Origin of the sequence: Aminobacter sp. J41 (assembly GCF_000526635.1) — a bacterium.
In the GTDB taxonomy this organism is placed as follows: Bacteria; Pseudomonadota; Alphaproteobacteria; order Rhizobiales; family Rhizobiaceae; genus Aerobium.
Map to the genome: position 1 here is coordinate 1 of NZ_JAGL01000047.1, position 19,007 is coordinate 19,007.

A 19,007-nucleotide genomic window follows, 5' to 3' on the forward strand; every position below is an offset into this window, starting at 1 on the left:
GGTTCGGTGAAGCCGCACACCAAGTTCAAGGCTGAGGCTTACATCCTCACCAAGGAAGAGGGCGGCCGTCACACCCCGTTCTTCACGAACTACCGTCCGCAGTTCTACTTCCGCACGACCGACGTGACCGGCATCATCAAGCTGCCGGAAGGCACNGAGATGGTCATGCCGGGCGACAACATCACCGTTGACGTCGAGCTGATCGTTCCGATCGCGATGGAAGAGCGCCTGCGCTTCGCTATCCGTGAAGGCGGCCGCACCGTCGGCGCCGGCATCGTCGCCGCGATCATCGAGTAAGACCTTTCGCTTCATGCGAATCGGATCGGACGGGCAGCTTCGGCTGCCCGTTCTTTTTTTTGCCTGGGGATTCGCTTCTGGGGGGGGCGGACGTGCCGTCATTGCGAGACGGGGCAGGGCGGTCCGTGCCGGCGGCCTTGAAACACGCTGCGGGCTACCCCAGTTTTGTGCAGAGAAAAAAGTTATAAAACAGTGCGGAAGCGCGTTTTGGGCTCTTGCATAGCGGCGAGAGTCGACATAGAAGGCACCCACCAACCGGTGCAGGGGTATAGCTCAGTTGGTAGAGCGGCGGTCTCCAAAACCGCAGGTCGCGGGTTCGAGCCCTGCTGCCCCTGCCATTTTACTTCTACATCTCCAGAGCGCTGTCCGGCTTGTTCACAGGGCGGGATGTCAGTTCACGAAATGAGTGATCCGTTAGGACTTGCGTCGCTCGTAAATCGGTTCTATATGCAGCCGACAACGCAAGGCGCGTGGAGCTGAGATCAGGCTTTACGCGCCCGAATTGCATGTCTAGAACTCAGTGTCTCAGACATCGATTCGGTTGAGCGTACGCAGTCTCCGCGGTACGGCGGCGGGTTGTGTGAAGGGTTTCACGCTCCGGATCTTCGGGGTACATAAAAAGAGCGGCAGATGGCGTCAAAAACCACCAATCCCTTCGTCTTCCTTCAGCAGGTTCGTACCGAGACCGCAAAGGTGACGTGGCCCACCCGGCGTGAGACGATGATCTCCACGATCATGGTGATGGTCTTCGCCTGTATTGCTGCGCTGTTCTTTTTCGCGTCCGACCAGTTGATGGCTCTGGCCATCGAATTGATTCTGGGCATCGGGCGCTAGCGCCGTCGACTACGGGGAAAATTGATTATGACCGCGCGGTGGTACATCGTTCACGCTTATTCGAACTTCGAAAAGAAGGTCGCTGAGGATATTGAGAACAAGGCTCGCCAGAAGGGTATTTCCGACCTGATCGAGCAGATTGTCGTGCCCACGGAGAAGGTCGTCGAGATCCGTCGTGGCAAGAAGGTTGATGCGGAGCGTAAGTTCTTCCCGGGGTACGTTCTGATGAAGGCGCACCTGAATGACCAGGTGATCAGCCTCGTGAAGAATACGCCGCGCGTGACGGGCTTCCTTGGTGAGGATCCGCGCACAGCGAAGCCGGTTCCGATTTCGGAGAAGGAAGCGCTGCAGATCCTGCACCAGGTGCAGGAGGGCGTCGAGCGTCCGAAGCCGTCGATCACTTTCGAGATCGGCGAGACGGTTCGTGTTTCCGACGGTCCGTTCGCGTCGTTCAGTGGCTTCGTTCAGGAAGTCGACGAGGAGCGTTCGCGCCTTAAGGTCGAGGTGTCGATCTTTGGCCGTGCTGTTCCGGTTGATCTCGAATTCGGTCAGGTCGAAAAGGTCTGACGAAGAATCCTCCCCGCATGACGGGGAGGTGAGGTGGCTCCGGTCATCTCTGAGTATGGTGGGAGGTCGGGTGGCTTTAGCCGGCCATTTTCTTCCGCACCACCAACTGCAACCGCCGGGCATCTGGGGATGGTCGGCACAAGTCAAAGGCAGATGAGAAATGGCTAAGAAGATTGCAGGCCAGCTCAAGCTTCAGGTGCCAGCGGGTTCGGCTACGCCGTCGCCCCCGATTGGTCCGGCGCTTGGTCAGCGTGGCATCAACATCATGGAGTTCTGCAAGGCGTTCAACGCCGCGACCCAGGATGTTGAGAAGGGTCAGCCGACTCCGGTCGTGATTACCTACTACCAGGACAAGTCGTTCACCTTCGTCATGAAGACGCCGCCGGTGACGTACTTCCTGAAGAAGCACGCCAACCTGAAGTCCGGCTCGAAGACTCCGGGCAAGGTGTCCGCAGGCTCGATCTCGCGCGATAAGATCCGTGAGATTGCCGAAGCGAAGATGAAGGACCTGAACGCGAACGACGTGGAAGCCGCCATGCGCATGGTGGAAGGTTCCGCTCGCTCGATGGGCCTGGAAGTGGTGGGCTGATACGATGGCGAAGAAGATTGCAAAGCGCGTTTCGAAGGCGCGCGAAGGTTTGGATTTCGACAAGCTGTACGATCTTTCCGAAGCCATCCAGCTTCTGAAGGACCGTGCATCGGCCAAGTTCGACGAGACCGTTGAGGTCGCGATGAATCTCGGCGTTGACCCGCGTCATGCCGACCAGATGGTTCGTGGCGTCGTCAATCTGCCGAACGGCACCGGCCGCAACGTTCGAGTCGCCGTGTTCGCTCGTGGCGACAAGGCTGAAGAGGCTAAGGCTGCTGGCGCCGACATCGTCGGTGCAGAAGACCTGGTCGAGATCGTCCAGAAGGGCGAGATCAACTTCGATCGCTGCATTGCGACCCCGGACATGATGCCGCTCGTCGGCCGTCTCGGTAAGGTCCTCGGCCCGCGTGGCATGATGCCGAACCCGAAGGTCGGCACCGTGACCCCGGATGTCGCTGGGGCGGTCAAGGCTTCCAAGGGTGGCGCCGTCGAGTTCCGCGTCGAGAAGGCCGGTATCGTCCACGCTGGCGTTGGCAAGGTCTCCTTCGACACCAAAGCGCTGGAAGAGAACGTCCGTGCTTTCGCTGACGCAGTGATCAAGGCGAAGCCGACGGGTGCCAAGGGCAACTACGTCAAGCGCGTCGCCCTTTCGTCGACGATGGGTCCGGGCCTCAAGGTCGACCTGTCGAGCCTCACCGTAGCCTAAGCTACGTGTAAAGAATTCCGGTTCCCGTTCGCGGGGACCGGATACGGCACCGGTTTTCCGGTGTCATTCCTGTCCGAGATTGCAGGCGGTCTGGTTCGCCGGGCCTTAATCCATCTGGGTCTGCATGAGACGGGTAAGAGCGGATTTCGGGGTGAGTGCCCCGCATGAAGTTCGAACCGTGTTGGCCTTTTGTCCATTCGCCGGCTTGCCGGTGGGAGAAAGGGGACAGGAACCCTCGAGCGTCGCTCGGGCGTGTTCCCGCAAGGAAGACGTCCCTGGCGACAAAAGGCAACCCGATGATCGCCCTGCAGGGAGATCATCAACTGGAGATAGGCAGTGGATAGAGCGGAAAAGCGCGAATTCGTCACGGCCCTGAACGACGTGTTCAAGAGCACGGGTTCGGTCGTCGTGGCCCACTATGCCGGTCTGACCGTCGCGAACATGAACGAGCTTCGCTCGAAAATGCGCGCTGCGGGCGGCACCGTCAAAGTCGCGAAGAACCGCCTCGCCGTTATCGCTCTTCAGGGTACCGAATCCGAAGGCATGAAGGATCTGTTCAAGGGACAGACCCTCATCGCCTATGCGGACGATCCGGTCGCTGCTCCGAAGGTCGCAGCCGAATTCGCCAAGACGAATGACAAGCTCGTCATTCTCGGCGGCGCAATGGGCTCGACCGTGCTCAATGCCGATGGTGTGAAGGCTCTCGCCACCATGCCGTCGCTGGACGAGCTCAGGGCAAAGCTTGTCGGCATGATTCAGACGCCGGCAACCCGGATCGCAGCAGTCGTCAACGCACCGGCAGGAAATCTTGCCCGCGTTTTCGGCGCGTACTCGCGGAAGGACGAGGCAGCGTAAGGCTGTTTCTTACAACACAACAACACCTGTTCGAACTTTTTGAAGGAAAACTAAAATGGCTGATCTCGCCAAGATCGTTGAAGACCTGTCGGCCCTGACCGTCCTCGAGGCTGCTGAGCTCTCGAAGATGCTCGAAGAGAAGTGGGGCGTTTCGGCTGCTGCTCCGGTTGCTGTTGCTGCCGTTGCTGGCGCTGCTGCTCCGGCTGAGGCTGCTGAGGAGAAGACCGAGTTCGACGTCATCCTCGCTGACGCCGGCGCTCAGAAGATCAACGTGATCAAGGAAGTCCGCGCGATCACCGGCCTGGGCCTCAAGGAAGCCAAGGACCTGGTCGAAGGCGCTCCGAAGCCGGTCAAGGAAGGCGTCGCCAAGGACGAGGCCGAGAAGATCAAGGGCGTGCTGGAAGCAGCTGGCGCCAAGGTCGAGCTGAAGTAATTCAGACCGTGGGGCTGGCCGGATATCCGGCCGGCCCTGCGTGTTGTGTAAGGAAAACCTCTTTCCTGTGGGCCGGAAAACGGCCTTCAGGAAACGGGTTTTTACCCGTTTTGATTAGACCGCGCATGTTCGCGGTCAGCAGGTGCGGCGGCGTAAGCCATTACTAAGCCGTAAGGCAGCAAGGAGCGACGATGGCCCAGACCCACACGTTCAATGGTCGCAGGCGTGTACGCAAATACTTCGGGAAAATCCCCGAAGTTGCGGAGATGCCGAACCTGATCGAGGTTCAGAAGGCATCTTATGACCAGTTCCTCATGGTCGACGAGCCGGAAGGCGGTCGTCCTGACGAGGGACTTCAGGCGGTTTTCAAGTCCGTATTCCCGATCTCCGACTTCTCGGGCGCGTCGATGCTCGAATTCGTCAAGTACGAGTTCGAGGCACCGAAGTTCGACGTCGATGAATGCCGTCAGCGTGATCTTACCTTTGCCGCTCCTCTGAAGGTTACGCTGCGCCTCATCGTCTTCGACATCGATGAAGACACCGGCGCCAAGTCCATCAAGGACATCAAGGAGCAGGACGTCTACATGGGCGACATGCCGCTCATGACGGACAACGGCACCTTCATCATCAACGGTACCGAGCGCGTCATCGTTTCGCAGATGCACCGCTCGCCGGGCGTGTTCTTCGACCACGACAAGGGCAAGACGCACTCGTCTGGCAAGCTGCTGTTTGCCGCGCGCGTCATCCCGTACCGCGGTTCGTGGCTCGACATCGAGTTCGACTCGAAGGATATCGTCCACGCCCGTATCGATCGCCGCCGCAAGATCCCGGTCACCAGCCTTCTCATGGCGCTCGGCATGGATGCGGAGGAAATCCTCTCCACGTTCTACCAGACGCTGACCTACCTGAAGGACGGCGATCACTGGCGCATTCCGTACAGCCCGGACCGCTTCCGTGGCATGAAGGTCGTCAACGACCTGATCGACGCCGACACCGGCGAGATCGTGGTCGAGGCTGGCCGCAAGATCACCGCGCGCCAGGCTAAGCAACTGGCCGAGAAGGGCCTCAAGGCGATCAAGGCGACCGAGGACGACCTGTTCGGCTCGTACCTCGCCGAGGACGTCGTCAACTACGCCACCGGCGAGATCTATCTCGAAGCCGGTGACGAGATCGATGAGAAGTCGCTGAAGGTCCTGCTCGACGCCGGTCAGGAAGAGATCAAGATCCTCGACATCGACCACGTCAATGTCGGCGGCTACATCCGCAACACGCTCGCGATCGACAAGAACCAGAGCCGTCAGGACGCTCTGTTCGACATCTATCGCGTGATGCGCCCGGGCGAGCCGCCAACCCTCGAGACCGCCGAGGCGATGTTCAACTCGCTGTTCTTCGACGCGGAGCGCTACGACCTCTCGGCCGTGGGCCGCGTGAAGATGAACATGCGTCTTGAGCTGGATTGCCCAGACACAGTCCGCGTCCTGCGCAAGGACGACATCCTCGCCGTGGTCAAGACCCTGGTCGAGCTGCGCGACGGCAAGGGCGAGATCGACGACATCGACAACCTCGGCAACCGCCGTGTGCGTTCGGTCGGCGAGCTGATGGAGAACCAGTACCGCGTCGGCCTGCTCCGCATGGAGCGCGCGATCAAGGAGCGTATGTCCTCGATCGAGATCGACACGGTCATGCCGCAGGACCTGATCAACGCGAAGCCGGCGGCAGCCGCCGTGCGCGAGTTCTTCGGTTCCTCGCAGCTGTCGCAGTTCATGGACCAGACCAACCCGCTGTCCGAGATCACGCACAAGCGTCGTCTCTCGGCACTCGGACCTGGCGGTCTGACCCGTGAGCGCGCCGGCTTCGAAGTCCGCGACGTGCATCCGACGCACTACGGCCGTATCTGCCCGATTGAGACGCCGGAAGGCCCGAACATCGGTCTGATTAACAGCCTTGCGACCTTCGCACGCGTCAACAAGTACGGCTTCATCGAAGCGCCGTACCGCAAGGTCGTCGACAGCAAGATCACCAACGAGGTGGTCTACCTTTCGGCTATGGAAGAGGCCAAGCACTACGTTGCGCAGGCCAACGCTGAGCTCGATGAGGAAGGCCGTTTCGTCGAAGAGTTCGTGATCTGCCGTCACGCCGGCGAAGTCATGATGACGCCGCGCGAGAACGTCGACCTCATGGACGTGTCGCCGAAGCAGATGGTGTCGGTTGCTGCCGCGCTCATCCCGTTCCTCGAGAACGACGACGCGAACCGCGCTCTGATGGGCTCGAACATGCAGCGTCAGGCCGTGCCGCTGGTGCGCGCCGAGGCTCCGTTCGTCGGCACCGGCATGGAGCCGGTCGTTGCTCGTGACTCAGGTGCTGCGATCGCGGCCCGCCGCGGCGGTATCGTTGACCAGGTCGACGCGACCCGTATCGTTATCCGCGCGACGGAAGACCTCGATCCGGGCAAGTCGGGCGTCGACATCTACCGCCTGATGAAGTTCCAGCGTTCGAACCAGTCGACCTGCATCAACCAGCGTCCTCTGGTCCGCGTCGGTGACATCATCAACAAGGGCGACATCATCGCTGACGGTCCGTCGACCGACCTCGGTGACCTCGCTCTCGGCCGCAACGTGCTCGTCGCGTTCATGCCGTGGAACGGCTACAACTACGAGGACTCGATCCTCCTGTCCGAGCGCATCGTTGCCGATGACGTCTTCACCTCGATCCACATCGAGGAGTACGAGGTCATGGCCCGCGACACCAAGCTCGGGCCTGAGGAAATCACGCGCGACATTCCGAACGTTTCGGAAGAAGCGCTGAAGAACCTCGACGAAGCCGGCATCTGCTACATCGGTGCCGAGGTCCAGCCGGGCGACATTCTCGTCGGCAAGATCACCCCGAAGGGCGAGAGCCCGATGACGCCGGAAGAGAAGCTTCTGCGCGCCATCTTCGGTGAAAAGGCTTCGGATGTCCGTGACACCTCCATGCGCATGCCGCCCGGGGCTTACGGTACTGTTGTGGAAGTTCGCGTCTTCAACCGCCACGGCGTGGAGAAGGACGAACGCGCCATGGCGATCGAGCGCGAGGAGATCGAGCGTCTCGCCAAGGACCGTGACGACGAGCAGGCGATCCTGGATCGCAACGTCTACGCGCGCCTGGCAGACATGCTGACCGGCAAGGAAGCGATTGCGGGGCCGAAGGGCTTCAAGAAGGGCACTGTCCTGACCCGCGAGGCCCTCGTCGATTACCCGCGTTCGCAGTGGTGGCAGTTCGCCGTCGAGGACGAGAAGCTCCAGAGCGAGCTCGAGGCCCTGCGTGGACAGTACGACGACTCCAAAAAGGCGCTCGAGCAGCGCTTCATGGACAAGGTCGAAAAAGTCCAGCGTGGCGACGAGATGCCTCCGGGCGTCATGAAGATGGTCAAGGTCTTCGTGGCTGTGAAGCGCAAGATGCAGCCGGGCGACAAGATGGCCGGCCGTCACGGCAACAAGGGTGTCGTGTCGCGCATCGTTCCGGTCGAGGACATGCCGTTCCTCGAAGACGGTACGAACGTGGACATCGTGCTGAACCCGCTGGGCGTGCCTTCGCGCATGAACGTCGGCCAGATTCTGGAGACGCATCTCGGTTGGGCTTGCGCCGGCATGGGCAAGAAGATCGGGCAGCTTCTCGAAGCCTACAAGACGGGCGGTGAAATCGATCCGCTGCGTGAGACGATCTACAGCGTCATCCCGGAGAACGACCGCAACGAGCCGGTCCGGAACTATGATGACGACTCGATCGTTCGTCTTGCAGACCAGATGAAGCGCGGTGTCTCGATCGCGACGCCGGTGTTCGACGGCGCCAACGAGGCGGACATCAACCAGATGCTGACGCAGGCCGGTCTCGCGACCAGTGGCCAGTCGACGCTCTATGATGGCCGTACCGGCGAGCCGTTCGACCGCAGGGTCACTGTCGGCTACATCTACATGCTGAAGCTGCACCACCTCGTGGACGACAAGATCCACGCGCGTTCGATCGGTCCTTACTCGCTGGTTACCCAGCAGCCTCTTGGCGGTAAGGCCCAGTTCGGTGGCCAGCGCTTCGGTGAAATGGAGGTGTGGGCACTTGAGGCATACGGTGCAGCCTACACGCTGCAGGAAATGCTGACGGTCAAATCGGACGACGTGGCAGGTCGTACGAAGGTCTACGAGGCGATTGTTCGCGGCGACGACACTTTCGAGGCTGGCATTCCGGAGAGCTTCAACGTTCTCGTCAAGGAAATGCGTTCTCTGGGCCTCAACGTCGAGCTGCAGAACTCTCTGTACGACCCGGCTCAGAACCGTCTCCCGGACGCTGCCGAATAAGGCGTCACAATTCGCGCTGCGGGGCTAAGGCCCCGCGGCGCCGCAGACATGAAGCGGCGACGATGCGGCCCTTGCCGTTGCTGCTTAATCAGTTGAGGGGCGAAGCCCCGATAAGGAGAACGGCATGAACCAAGAGGTCATGAATCTCTTCAACCCTCAGGCTCCGGCGCAGACGTTCGATTCCATCCGGATCTCGCTCGCCAGCCCCGAGAAGATTCAGTCCTGGTCCTTCGGCGAGATCAAGAAGCCGGAGACGATCAATTACCGTACGTTCAAGCCAGAGCGTGACGGTCTTTTCTGCGCGCGTATCTTTGGTCCGATCAAGGACTACGAATGCCTTTGCGGCAAGTACAAGCGCATGAAGTACAAGGGCGTCATCTGTGAGAAGTGCGGCGTTGAGGTCACCCTCTCGCGCGTGCGTCGCGAGCGCATGGGCCATATCGAGCTGGCTGCGCCTGTCGCCCACATCTGGTTCTTGAAGTCGCTGCCGTCGCGCATCGGCACCCTGCTTGACATGACGCTCAAGGACATTGAGCGCGTTCTCTACTTCGAGAACTACATTGTCACCGAGCCGGGCCTGACCCCGCTGAAGGAGCACCAGCTCCTCTCGGAAGAAGAATACATGATGGCCGTCGACGAGTACGGCGAGGATTCCTTCACCGCCATGATCGGCGCGGAGGCGATCCACGAGCTGCTCGCTGCGATGGAACTTGAGAAGATCGCTGGCGAACTGCGGACCGAGCTCGCGACCACCACGTCTGAGCTCAAGCAGAAGAAGTACCTGAAGCGCCTCAAGGTCGTCGAAAACTTCATTGAGTCCGGCAACCGCCCGGAGTGGATGATCATGCGCATCATTCCGGTCATCCCGCCGGATCTGCGCCCGCTCGTTCCGCTCGACGGCGGCCGCTTTGCGACGTCGGACCTAAACGACCTGTACCGCCGCGTCATCAACCGTAACAACCGTCTGAAGCGGCTGATCGAGCTGCGCGCGCCGGGCATCATCATTCGCAACGAAAAGCGCATGCTGCAGGAAGCTGTCGATGCGCTGTTCGACAACGGCCGTCGCGGCCGCGTCATCACCGGCGCCAACAAGCGTCCGCTGAAGTCGCTGTCCGACATGCTCAAGGGCAAGCAGGGCCGCTTCCGTCAGAACCTGCTCGGCAAGCGCGTCGACTACTCGGGCCGTTCGGTCATCGTGACCGGTCCGGAACTCAAGCTGCACCAGTGCGGCCTGCCGAAGAAGATGGCTCTCGAGCTCTTCAAGCCGTTCATCTATGCGCGCCTTGACGCCAAGGGCTATTCGTCGACCGTCAAGCAGGCGAAGAAGCTGGTCGAGAAGGAGAAGCCGGAAGTCTGGGATATTCTGGACGAGGTGATCCGCGAGCATCCGGTTCTGCTGAACCGCGCTCCGACTCTGCACCGTCTGGGTATCCAGGCGTTTGAGCCGACCCTGATCGAAGGCAAGGCCATCCAGCTGCACCCGCTCGTCTGTACGGCGTTCAACGCCGACTTCGACGGCGACCAGATGGCTGTCCACGTCCCGCTGTCGCTCGAGGCGCAGCTGGAAGCCCGCGTGCTGATGATGTCCACCAACAACATCCTGCACCCGGCCTCCGGCGCACCGATCATCGTGCCGTCGCAGGACATGGTGCTTGGTCTCTACTACCTCTCGATCATGAACCAGAACGAGCCGGGTGAGGGCATGGCGTTCGCCGACATGGGCGAGCTGCATCATGCGCTTGAGACCAAGGCTGTCACGCTGCACGCCAAGATCAAGGGCCGCTACAAGGGCGTCGATGCCGACGGCAACGTTGTTTCGAAGATCTACGAGACGACCCCGGGCCGTATGATCATCGGCGAGCTGCTGCCGAAGCACCCGAGCATTCCGTTCGACATCGCCAACCAGGAGATGACCAAGAAGAACATCTCCAAGATGATCGACACGGTCTATCGTCACTGCGGCCAGAAGGAGACCGTCATCTTCTGTGACCGCATCATGGCCCTCGGCTTTGCTCATGCCTGCCGCGCCGGCATCTCGTTCGGCAAGGACGACATGGTCATTCCGGACACGAAGCTGAAGCTCGTCAGCGAGACTGAAGCTCTCGTGAAGGAATACGAGCAGCAGTACAACGACGGTCTGATCACTCAGGGCGAGAAGTACAACAAGGTGGTCGATGCCTGGGCGAAGTGCTCGGAGAAGGTCGCCGAGGAAATGATGGCCCGCATCAAGGCGGTCGAGTTCGATCAGGAGTCTGGTCGCCAGAAGCCGATGAACTCGATCTACATGATGTCGCACTCGGGTGCGCGTGGTTCGCCGACGCAGATGCGTCAGCTGGCCGGCATGCGCGGCCTGATGGCGAAGCCGTCGGGCGAGATCATCGAGACGCCGATCATCTCGAACTTCAAGGAAGGCCTTACCGTGCTCGAGTACTTCAACTCGACCCACGGCGCTCGTAAGGGCCTTGCTGATACCGCTCTGAAGACGGCGAACTCGGGTTACCTGACCCGCCGTCTGGTCGACGTGGCTCAGGACTGCATCGTCAACGAGAAGGACTGCGGCACCGACAAGGGCCTCACCATGCAGCCGATCGTCGATGCCGGTCAGGTCGTTGCGACCCTCGGCTCGCGCGTTCTCGGCCGTACGGCTCTCGACGACGTCCTGCACCCGGTTTCGGGCGAGGTCATCGTCAAGGCTGGCACGCTCATCGAGGAGCGTGACGTCGACGCGATCGAGAAGGCTGGTATCCAGTCGCTGCGCATCCGCTCGGCCCTCACCTGTGAGGTTCGCACCGGCGTCTGCGCCGTCTGCTACGGCCGTGACCTTGCTCGCGGTACTCCGGTCAACCTTGGCGAGGCTGTCGGTGTCATCGCGGCGCAGTCGATCGGTGAGCCGGGCACGCAGCTGACGATGCGTACCTTCCACATGGGTGGTACCGCGCAGGTCGTCGATACCTCGTTCCTCGAGGCGTCGTATGAAGGCACTGTGACGATCCGCAACCGCAACGTGGTCCGCAATTCGGAAGGCCACCTGGTGGTGATGGGCCGCAACATGGCCGTCTGCATCATCGACGAGGGCGGCAAGGAGCGTGCGGTTCACCGCGTCACCTACGGTTCGCGCCTCTACATCGACGAGGGCGACAAGGTCCGCCGCGGTCAGCGTATTGCCGAGTGGGATCCGTACACCCGTCCGGTGCTCACCGAAGTTGGCGGCCGCGTCACCTTCGAGGACCTGGTCGACGGTATCTCGGTGCAGGAAACGGCCGACGAGGCAACCGGTATCACCAAGCGCGAGGTCATCGACTGGCGTTCGACCCCGCGTGGTTCCGAACTCAAGCCGGCAATCGTCGTCACCGACGAGAAGGGCAAGGCGCAGAAGCTGTCCAAGGGCGGCGACGCACGCTACATGCTCTCGGTCGAGGCGATCCTGTCGGTCGAGCCGGGTGCTACCGTGCAGCCGGGTGACGTTCTTGCGCGTATCCCGATGGAAAGCGCGAAGACGAAGGACATCACCGGTGGTCTGCCGCGAGTTGCGGAACTGTTCGAGGCTCGCCGTCCGAAGGACCACGCCATCATCGCAGAGATCGATGGTACCGTCCGTTTCGGCCGCGACTACAAGAACAAGCGCCGCATCGTCATCGAGCCGCATGACGAGCAGCTGGAGCCTGTCGAATACCTGATCCCGAAGGGCAAGCCGTTCCATCTCCAGGAAGGCGACACCATCGAGAAGGGCGACTACATCCTCGACGGCAACCCGGCACCGCACGACATCCTGGCGATCAAGGGCGTGGAAGCTCTGGCTTCCTACCTCGTGAACGAAATCCAGGAAGTCTATCGTCTGCAGGGCGTGGTGATTAACGACAAGCACATCGAAGTGATTGTCCGCCAGATGCTGCAGAAGGTGGAGATCACGGAGCAGGGCGACTCGACCTACATCCCGGGCGACCATGTCGACGTGATCGAGCTGGACGAGATCAACGATCGTCTGATCGAGGAAGGCAAGCGTCCGGCCGTTGGTCAGCCGGTGCTGCTTGGTATCACCAAGGCATCGCTGCAGACGCCGTCGTTCATCTCGGCTGCGTCGTTCCAGGAGACGACCCGCGTCCTCACCGAGGCTGCAGTTGCCGGCAAGGTCGACACGCTGCAGGGCCTGAAGGAGAACGTGATCGTCGGTCGCCTGATCCCTGCTGGTACGGGTGGCCGGATGAACCAGATCCGCCGCATCGCTATGCAGCGCGACGAGCTCATTCTCGACGAGCGCCGCAAGTCGACCGGTGCGGAGATGGCTGCTCCGATGCTGACCGACATGACCAGCGCTGCGGAATAATCGTCGCAACAATCTCGAAAGGGGCCGCCGGAGCGATCCGGCGGCCCTTTTTCTTTGTCCGGGGAGGGGCAAGTGGGCACCTGCCGGGTCTGCTTTAGCGCCGGCGGCAAAATCTTGAGTTGTCTTATGATTATCGGAACGTTATTCGGGGATGGGGGAACTGCGCGGTGCCCGCTGCGGAGTGAATTGGGGGGAGAGGGTCATTCAGAGCGACGATTTTGTTCGGCGATCAATAGCTGAAATTCATGGCATTATTCGCGAAGTCGGGTGGGGCCGCGCCGGTTGGGAGGATGTCACCCGCTTAATGGCAAAGATCCTGCCGGGGTCTGCCGCGAGTATCGTCAATTACGACCTGACGCGACCGTCTGTATCTGCCATCTTCGCCACCGGCGTAGAGCCGGAATATCTCGACTCGTACGTGTCCTACTATGTCGAGCGAAATCCGTGGTTCGACTATTGGGGGAATCTGCCGTCTGGCAAGGTCGGCGTGACCGAGCGCGACTATCCATCAAGAACCTTCAGCAATACGGAATTCTATTGCGACTGGCTCTCGCGCCAGCCGCACCTCCAGGCGGGGGCAGGGGTCCGCATCGACCTGGACCCGCGCAAGACCATCTTCATTGCGTGGAACTACGAGGTCGCATCTGCCTTCGGCTACGATGCGCCGGCGGCCGCGATCCTTGAAGGCACGCGCACAGCCTTCCGCGAAGCTGTACAGGCAGCGCATATCCTGGGCGAGCGGCTGGAGGGCAGGTCGCGGCTTGGCCACCTGATCGAGCATATCGACGGCGCTGCGATGCTGGTCACCCGTGACCGCTGCGTGCGAGAAGCCAATGTCCGCGCAACCAAGGCATTCGCGGAAGGCAGCGTCCTCACCTGCGCCGACAACCGCCTTGGGGTCCGCGGATGTCAGCCGCAGAAGCGGCTCGATGACATGATCCAGCGGGTGCTCGACGGGGTCATTCCGGAAGCGACCGAGACCTTCATTATCGGCCAGCATGTGATCAGCGCGGTCGTGACGGCGGCACCGAATCCGCACGCGAGCGAGGCGAGTCTGCTGGTGCCACCAGTGCCGCTTGCCCTGGTCGTGATGAAGCGACTCGCGGGTGGGGCCGTGGCGCTCGACGATGCGAGCCTGCGTGCCGCCTACGGGTTGTCTGCGGGCGAGTGCAGGCTCTGTGGCTTGCTGCTCAATGGCTATTCGATCGTTGAGGCCTCAACGATGCTGGGCGTTACCGAAGGCACTGTGCGGCAGCGGGTGAAGGCGATATTCCAGAAAACCGGGACTCACCGTCAGGGTGAACTCATTGCGCGGCTTGCCGGATTCACCACCACGGTGGGTGGTTTAGGAAGTGAAAACCCGACTCCCATTTGGGAGTAGGTATTTTAGCGATTACACGCTATATGTTCACTCGGGCTGGGAGGACATTTGCGCTGCGCGCGTGGCCGGCTAGCCCGACGGTTGTGGTTTCTTAACGGGATCGCAAACGCATTAGCCGCCTGCCCAGTGGCCCCTGGGTCAGGCGGCCTTTTCGCATTAGCGCTCTTCCTCAAAGGTGATGACGGAGACTTCGCCCTCAAGCGCACCCTGCCAAGCCGAGAGATGCGGCTCTTCGTCAGGCGCGCCTTCCATCTCCCCGATCTGGTCGAGCTCGGCTTCTGCATAGCCTTCGCGTGCGAGCGCCTCGAGCGCGAGTCGCACGGCTGAGTCGTCATCAGGCGCCAGGAGCAGCACGTGAACCCCCTCGGAATCACCGCCCTTGTTGCGCCAGACGCGCCCGACGATAATTGTGACGCGTCGTTCCTCATTGTCATTCATGTCGTGATTCCCTAAATGAAGGTGGCTGCGGCAGATTTACATGTTTCCCACGCGCCGTCTGACCAGTGCAACCGGGCAACGATGTCTATTATGACCTTCCCGCAGCTCATATGGTAATTTTGTTGCAGCACCTGGTGCTGGCAATGACTTCGGCCCCGGGATCGCGCAATTGTTGGGCTCTTGGGGTTGACGATAGGATGCGTTGCGAGTAGAAGCCGCAACGTCTGAGCCGATGTGAGGCTTGTTCTTTCGGAGCGCCGCGCTCTGAAGTTCGCCTCAAACAGGGTTCGTTTTACGAGCGACTTTTACATTGCCGGCTTGCACGAAGCGTCCACGCTTCCTCTGCGTTTGTTCGGGCGGGACCACCGGGGTGGTTTTTGGCCCGAATTCCTGTATGGAACGGGCGCTCAAACGGCTCTGCAAGGGGCGTGAGACACAGGTTCGAGATAAGAAGGAAGGTTTGATGCCTACCGTCAACCAGCTGATCCGCAAGCCGCGCCAAGCGCCGGTAAAGCGCAACAAGGTCCCGGCCATGCAGGCCAACCCGCAGAAGCGTGGCGTTTGCACGCGCGTCTACACCACGACGCCGAAGAAGCCGAACTCGGCGCTGCGGAAGGTTGCAAAGATTCGCCTCGTGAATGGTTTCGAGGTGATTGGTTATATCCCGGGTGAGGGTCATAACCTCCAGGAGCACTCCGTCGTCATGATCCGCGGCGGTCGCGTGAAGGATCTTCCGGGCGTTCGCTACCACATCATCCGCGGTGTGCTCGACACGCAGGGCGTGAAGAACCGCAAGCAGCGCCGCTCCAAGTACGGCGCGAAGCGTCCGAAGTAAGGGATTACCGGCTCGGGCGTAACCGTTACAGCCAGGCCGACGATTGAGAGACAGAGAACATGTCCCGACGCCACAGTGCAGAAAAGCGCGAAATCAACCCGGATCCGAAGTTCGGTGATCTCGTCGTAACCAAGTTCATGAACGCCATCATGCTCCATGGCAAGAAGTCGGTCGCTGAGTCGATCGTATACGGTGCCTTGGATCAGGTTCAGGCGAAGGCGAAGCAGGAGCCGCTGGCTCTCTTCCATCAGGCGCTCGACAACGTTGCGCCGCACGTGGAAGTCCGCTCCCGCCGCGTCGGTGGTGCGACCTACCAGGTTCCGGTCGAGGTTCGTTCTGACCGTCGTCAGGCTCTGGCGATCCGCTGGCTGATTGCTGCCGCCCGCAAGCGCAACGAGACCACTATGGTCGAGCGTCTGTGCGGCGAGCTGCTGGACGCTGCCAACAACCGCGGCACCGCTGTCAAGAAGCGTGAAGACACGCACAAGATGGCTGAGGCCAACCGCGCCTTCGCGCACTACCGCTGGTAATCCGGCGAACGAGAACGAGGCACCCATATGGCCCGCGAATTTAAGCTCGAAGACTATCGTAACTTCGGCATCATGGCTCACATCGATGCCGGCAAGACGACCACGACTGAGCGTATCCTTTACTACACCGGCAAGAACCACAAGATGGGTGAGACGCACGACGGCGCCTCTACCATGGACTGGATGGAGCAGGAGCAGGAGCGCGGCATCACGATCACTTCTGCTGCCACGACCACCTTCTGGACGGGCCGTGATGGCAAGAATCGCCGGTTCAACATCATCGACACGCCCGGTCACGTCGACTTCACCATTGAGGTCGAACGCTCGCTTCGCGTGCTTGACGGTGCCGTTGCTCTTCTCGACTCGAATGCAGGCGTTGAGCCGCAGACGGAAACCGTCTGGCGTCAGGCTGAGAAGTATCATGTCCCGCGCATGATCTTCTGCAACAAGATGGACAAGATCGGCGCGGACTTCTACCGCTGCCTCGACATGATCAAGTCGCGTCTTGGTGCCGTGCCGCTCGCAATTCAGCTGCCGATCGGCGCTGAGAGCGATTTCGTTGGCGTCGTCGATCTCATCGAGATGAATGCGCTGATCTGGCGCGACGAATCGCTCGGCGCCCAGTGGGACGTCGTCGAGATCCCGGCCGATCTGAAGGATAAGGCTGAGGAATACCGCGAGAAGCTGATTGAGACCGCTGTTGAGGTCGACGAGGCTGCTCTCGAGCGTTACCTGGAAGGCGAGCTTCCGTCGAATGACGAGCTGCGCGCGCTGATCCGTAAGGGCACGATCGAAGTCAAGTTCCACCCGGTCCTTTGCGGTACCGCGTTCAAGAACAAGGGCGTTCAGCCGCTTCTCGACGCCGTCTGCGACTTCCTGCCAGCTCCGAACGACATCCCGGCCATCAAGGGTATCGACCCGAAGACTGAGGTCGAGACCACCCGCGTTTCGTCAGATGACGAGCCGCTGTCGATGCTGGCGTTCAAGATCATGAACGACCCGTTCGTCGGCTCGCTGACCTTCTGCCGTATCTACTCGGGCAAGCTCACCAAGGGCGTCTCGCTCGAGAACACGGTCAAGGGCAAGCGCGAGCGCATCGGCCGCATGCTGCAGATGCACTCGAACTCGCGTGAGGACATCGAAGAGGCATACGCCGGCGACATCGTCGCTCTGGCTGGTCTCAAGGAGACCACCACTGGTGACACCCTCTGCGACCCGCTGAAGCCGGTCATCCTCGAGCGCATGGAATTCCCGGAGCCGGTGATTCAGATTGCGATCGAGCCGAAGACCAAGGGCGACCAGGAGAAGATGGGCCTCGCGCTCAACCGTCTCGCAGCCGAGGATCCGTCCTTCCGCGTCAAAACCGACGAGGAGAGCGGCCAGACGATCATCGCTGGCATGGGCGAACTTCACCTCGACATCATCGTCGACCGTATGCGTCGCGAGTTCAAGGTCGAGGCGAATGTCGGCGCTCCGCAGGTTGCGTACCGTGAGACGATCACCCGCGTTGCCGAAGTTGACTACACCCACAAGAAGCAGTCTGGTGGTTCGGGTCAGTTCGCTCGCGTCAAGATCGTCTTCGAGCCGAACCCGGATGGTGAGGATTTCGTCTTCGAGTCCAAGATCGTCGGTGGTTCCGTTCCGAAGGAATACATCCCGGGCGTCCAGAAGGGTATCGAGAGCGTTCTCTCGTCTGGTCCGATCGCCGGCTTCCCGATGCTCGGCGTGAAGGCGACCCTGATCGATGGTGCTTACCACGACGTCGACTCGTCGGTTCTGGCCTTCGAAATCGCAGCTCGTGCTGCATTCCGTGAGGGTGCGCAGAAGGCGGGTGCTCAGCTCCTCGAGCCGATCATGAAGGTCGAGGTCGTGACGCCGGAAGAGTACGTTGGTTCGATCATCGGTGACATCAACGGTCGCCGCGGTCAGATCCAGGGCCAGGAATCGCGTGGTATCGCCGTGGTTATCAACGCCATGGTGCCGCTCGCGAACATGTTCAAGTACGTCGACACGCTGCGCTCGATGTCTCAGGGTCGTGCACAGTACACGATGCTGTTCGACCACTACGAGCCGGTTCCGAACGCCGTCGCACAGGAAATCCAGAAGAAGTACGCGTAACCGCTCGTCGGACGCAATAAGCCGAAACGACTGCCTGTACAGGCAACAAGGAATGGAGAAGTCACATGGCCAAAGGTAAATTTGAGCGCACGAAGCCGCATGTGAACATCGGTACGATTGGTCACGTTGACCACGGCAAGACGTCGACGACGGCTGCGATCACCAAGTACTTCGGTGAGTACAAGGCTTACGACCAGATCGACGCAGCGCCGGAAGAGAAGGCACGCGGCATCACCATCTCGACGGCTCACGTCGAGTACGAGACCGAGGCGCGCCACTACGCTCACGTCGACTGCCCGGGTCACGCCGACTACGTGAAGAACATGATCACCGGTGCTGCGCAGATGGACGGCGCGATCCTGGTCGTGTCGGCTGCTGACGGCCCGATGCCGCAGACCCGCGAGCACATCCTGCTCGCCCGTCAGGTTGGCGTTCCGGCGATCGTCGTGTTCCTGAACAAGGTCGACCAGGTCGACGATCCGGAGCTGCTCGAGCTCGTCGAGCTCGAGATCCGCGAGCTGCTGTCGTCNTACGAGTTCCCGGGCGACGAGATTCCGATCGTTCCGGGTTCGGCGCTTGCTGCTCTTGAGGACTCCAACAAGGAGATCGGCGAGGACGCCATCCGNAAGCTGATGGCTGCGGTTGACGAGTACATCCCGACCCCGGAGCGTCCGATCGACCAGCCGTTCCTGATGCCGATCGAAGACGTGTTCTCGATCTCGGGCCGCGGCACCGTCGTGACCGGCCGCGTCGAGCGCGGTATCGTCAAGGT

Annotated in this window: 14 protein-coding genes, 1 tRNA gene and 1 pseudogene; 15 read left to right on the top strand and 1 reads right to left on the bottom strand. The window is 60.9% G+C overall.

From position 1 onward, the window contains the following. The 11 genes and pseudogenes from tuf to L630_RS0118890 all read left to right on the top strand — a co-directional run. Positions 1-297 (top strand): annotated as a pseudogene (tuf, locus tag L630_RS21835) (elongation factor Tu); the annotation flags it as partial. Between the two features lie 262 nt (positions 298-559). After that, a tRNA-Trp gene (locus L630_RS0118845) sits at positions 560-635 on the top strand. Positions 636-927: 292 nt separating this feature from the next. Then, positions 928-1,131, top strand: a complete 204-nt coding sequence (gene secE, locus L630_RS0118850) for a preprotein translocase subunit SecE (RefSeq protein ID WP_024849756.1) — start codon at positions 928-930, stop codon at positions 1,129-1,131. Between the two features lie 27 nt (positions 1,132-1,158). Next, entirely contained in the window at positions 1,159-1,698 is a 540-nt protein-coding gene (nusG, locus tag L630_RS0118855; RefSeq protein WP_024849757.1) for a transcription termination/antitermination protein NusG, read from the top strand. A gap of 160 nt (positions 1,699-1,858) precedes the next feature. Continuing rightward, positions 1,859-2,287, top strand: a complete 429-nt coding sequence (gene rplK, locus L630_RS0118860; RefSeq protein WP_024849758.1) for a 50S ribosomal protein L11 — start codon at positions 1,859-1,861, stop codon at positions 2,285-2,287. 4 nt (positions 2,288-2,291) lie between these two features. After that, the gene (rplA, locus tag L630_RS0118865) at positions 2,292-2,993 is read left to right on the top strand and encodes a 50S ribosomal protein L1 (protein WP_024849759.1); all 702 of its coding nucleotides are present in this window, start codon (positions 2,292-2,294) and stop codon (positions 2,991-2,993) included. Between the two features lie 336 nt (positions 2,994-3,329). Continuing rightward, positions 3,330-3,848: a 50S ribosomal protein L10 gene (gene rplJ / locus L630_RS0118870; protein WP_024849760.1), complete on the top strand. Its 519-nt coding sequence runs from the start codon at positions 3,330-3,332 to the stop codon at positions 3,846-3,848. 55 nt (positions 3,849-3,903) lie between these two features. Then, on the top strand, positions 3,904-4,281 hold the full coding sequence (rplL, locus tag L630_RS0118875) for a 50S ribosomal protein L7/L12 (protein WP_024849761.1): 378 nt from the start codon (positions 3,904-3,906) through the stop codon (positions 4,279-4,281). A gap of 191 nt (positions 4,282-4,472) precedes the next feature. Then, positions 4,473-8,609 (top strand): DNA-directed RNA polymerase subunit beta, encoded by a 4,137-nt coding sequence (gene rpoB / locus L630_RS0118880; RefSeq protein WP_024849762.1) that lies wholly within the window; start codon positions 4,473-4,475, stop codon positions 8,607-8,609. A 124-nt stretch (positions 8,610-8,733) separates the two neighbouring features. Continuing rightward, positions 8,734-12,933 carry a DNA-directed RNA polymerase subunit beta' gene (rpoC, locus tag L630_RS0118885; RefSeq protein WP_024849763.1) on the top strand — a complete coding sequence of 1,400 codons (4,200 nt, stop codon included), beginning with the start codon at positions 8,734-8,736 and terminating at the stop codon, positions 12,931-12,933. A gap of 304 nt (positions 12,934-13,237) precedes the next feature. Continuing rightward, positions 13,238-14,314 carry a hypothetical protein gene (locus L630_RS0118890; RefSeq protein WP_024849764.1) on the top strand — a complete coding sequence of 359 codons (1,077 nt, stop codon included), beginning with the start codon at positions 13,238-13,240 and terminating at the stop codon, positions 14,312-14,314. 156 nt (positions 14,315-14,470) lie between these two features. On the opposite strand, the gene L630_RS0118895 is transcribed toward L630_RS0118890, so the two are convergent. Continuing rightward, entirely contained in the window at positions 14,471-14,752 is a 282-nt protein-coding gene (locus L630_RS0118895; RefSeq protein ID WP_024849765.1) for a transcriptional regulator, read from the bottom strand. A 463-nt stretch (positions 14,753-15,215) separates the two neighbouring features. On the opposite strand from L630_RS0118895, the gene rpsL reads away from it, so the two are divergent. From rpsL to L630_RS0118915, 4 genes are all read left to right on the top strand, one after another. Continuing rightward, positions 15,216-15,587 carry a 30S ribosomal protein S12 gene (rpsL, locus tag L630_RS0118900; protein ID WP_024849766.1) on the top strand — a complete coding sequence of 124 codons (372 nt, stop codon included), beginning with the start codon at positions 15,216-15,218 and terminating at the stop codon, positions 15,585-15,587. 59 nt (positions 15,588-15,646) lie between these two features. Next, a complete protein-coding gene (gene rpsG / locus L630_RS0118905) occupies positions 15,647-16,117 on the top strand; it encodes a 30S ribosomal protein S7 (protein WP_024849767.1) in 471 nt (156 codons plus the stop codon). A 27-nt stretch (positions 16,118-16,144) separates the two neighbouring features. Beyond that, the gene (gene fusA, locus L630_RS0118910) at positions 16,145-18,235 is read left to right on the top strand and encodes an elongation factor G (protein ID WP_024849768.1); all 2,091 of its coding nucleotides are present in this window, start codon (positions 16,145-16,147) and stop codon (positions 18,233-18,235) included. A 65-nt stretch (positions 18,236-18,300) separates the two neighbouring features. Then, positions 18,301-19,007, top strand: a 707-nt coding sequence (locus L630_RS0118915; RefSeq protein WP_024848752.1) for a GTP-binding protein, incomplete at its 3' end; no start/stop codon positions are given.

Excerpts from the sequence above, each read along its gene's own strand:
- rplL (WP_024849761.1), top strand. The coding sequence starts at position 3,904 with ATGGCTGATCTCGCCAAGATCGTTGAAGACCTGTCGGCCCTGACCGTC.
- L630_RS0118895 (WP_024849765.1), bottom strand. The coding sequence starts at position 14,752 with ATGAATGACAATGAGGAACGACGCGTCACAATTATCGTCGGGCGCGTC.
- rplK (WP_024849758.1), top strand. The coding sequence starts at position 1,859 with ATGGCTAAGAAGATTGCAGGCCAGCTCAAGCTTCAGGTGCCAGCGGGT.
- secE (WP_024849756.1), top strand. The coding sequence starts at position 928 with ATGGCGTCAAAAACCACCAATCCCTTCGTCTTCCTTCAGCAGGTTCGT.
- rpoC (WP_024849763.1), top strand. The coding sequence starts at position 8,734 with ATGAACCAAGAGGTCATGAATCTCTTCAACCCTCAGGCTCCGGCGCAG.
- rpsG (WP_024849767.1), top strand. The coding sequence starts at position 15,647 with ATGTCCCGACGCCACAGTGCAGAAAAGCGCGAAATCAACCCGGATCCG.
- rplA (WP_024849759.1), top strand. The coding sequence starts at position 2,292 with ATGGCGAAGAAGATTGCAAAGCGCGTTTCGAAGGCGCGCGAAGGTTTG.
- L630_RS0118890 (WP_024849764.1), top strand. The coding sequence starts at position 13,238 with ATGGCAAAGATCCTGCCGGGGTCTGCCGCGAGTATCGTCAATTACGAC.
- rpsL (WP_024849766.1), top strand. The coding sequence starts at position 15,216 with ATGCCTACCGTCAACCAGCTGATCCGCAAGCCGCGCCAAGCGCCGGTA.
- rpoB (WP_024849762.1), top strand. The coding sequence starts at position 4,473 with ATGGCCCAGACCCACACGTTCAATGGTCGCAGGCGTGTACGCAAATAC.
- fusA (WP_024849768.1), top strand. The coding sequence starts at position 16,145 with ATGGCCCGCGAATTTAAGCTCGAAGACTATCGTAACTTCGGCATCATG.
- nusG (WP_024849757.1), top strand. The coding sequence starts at position 1,159 with ATGACCGCGCGGTGGTACATCGTTCACGCTTATTCGAACTTCGAAAAG.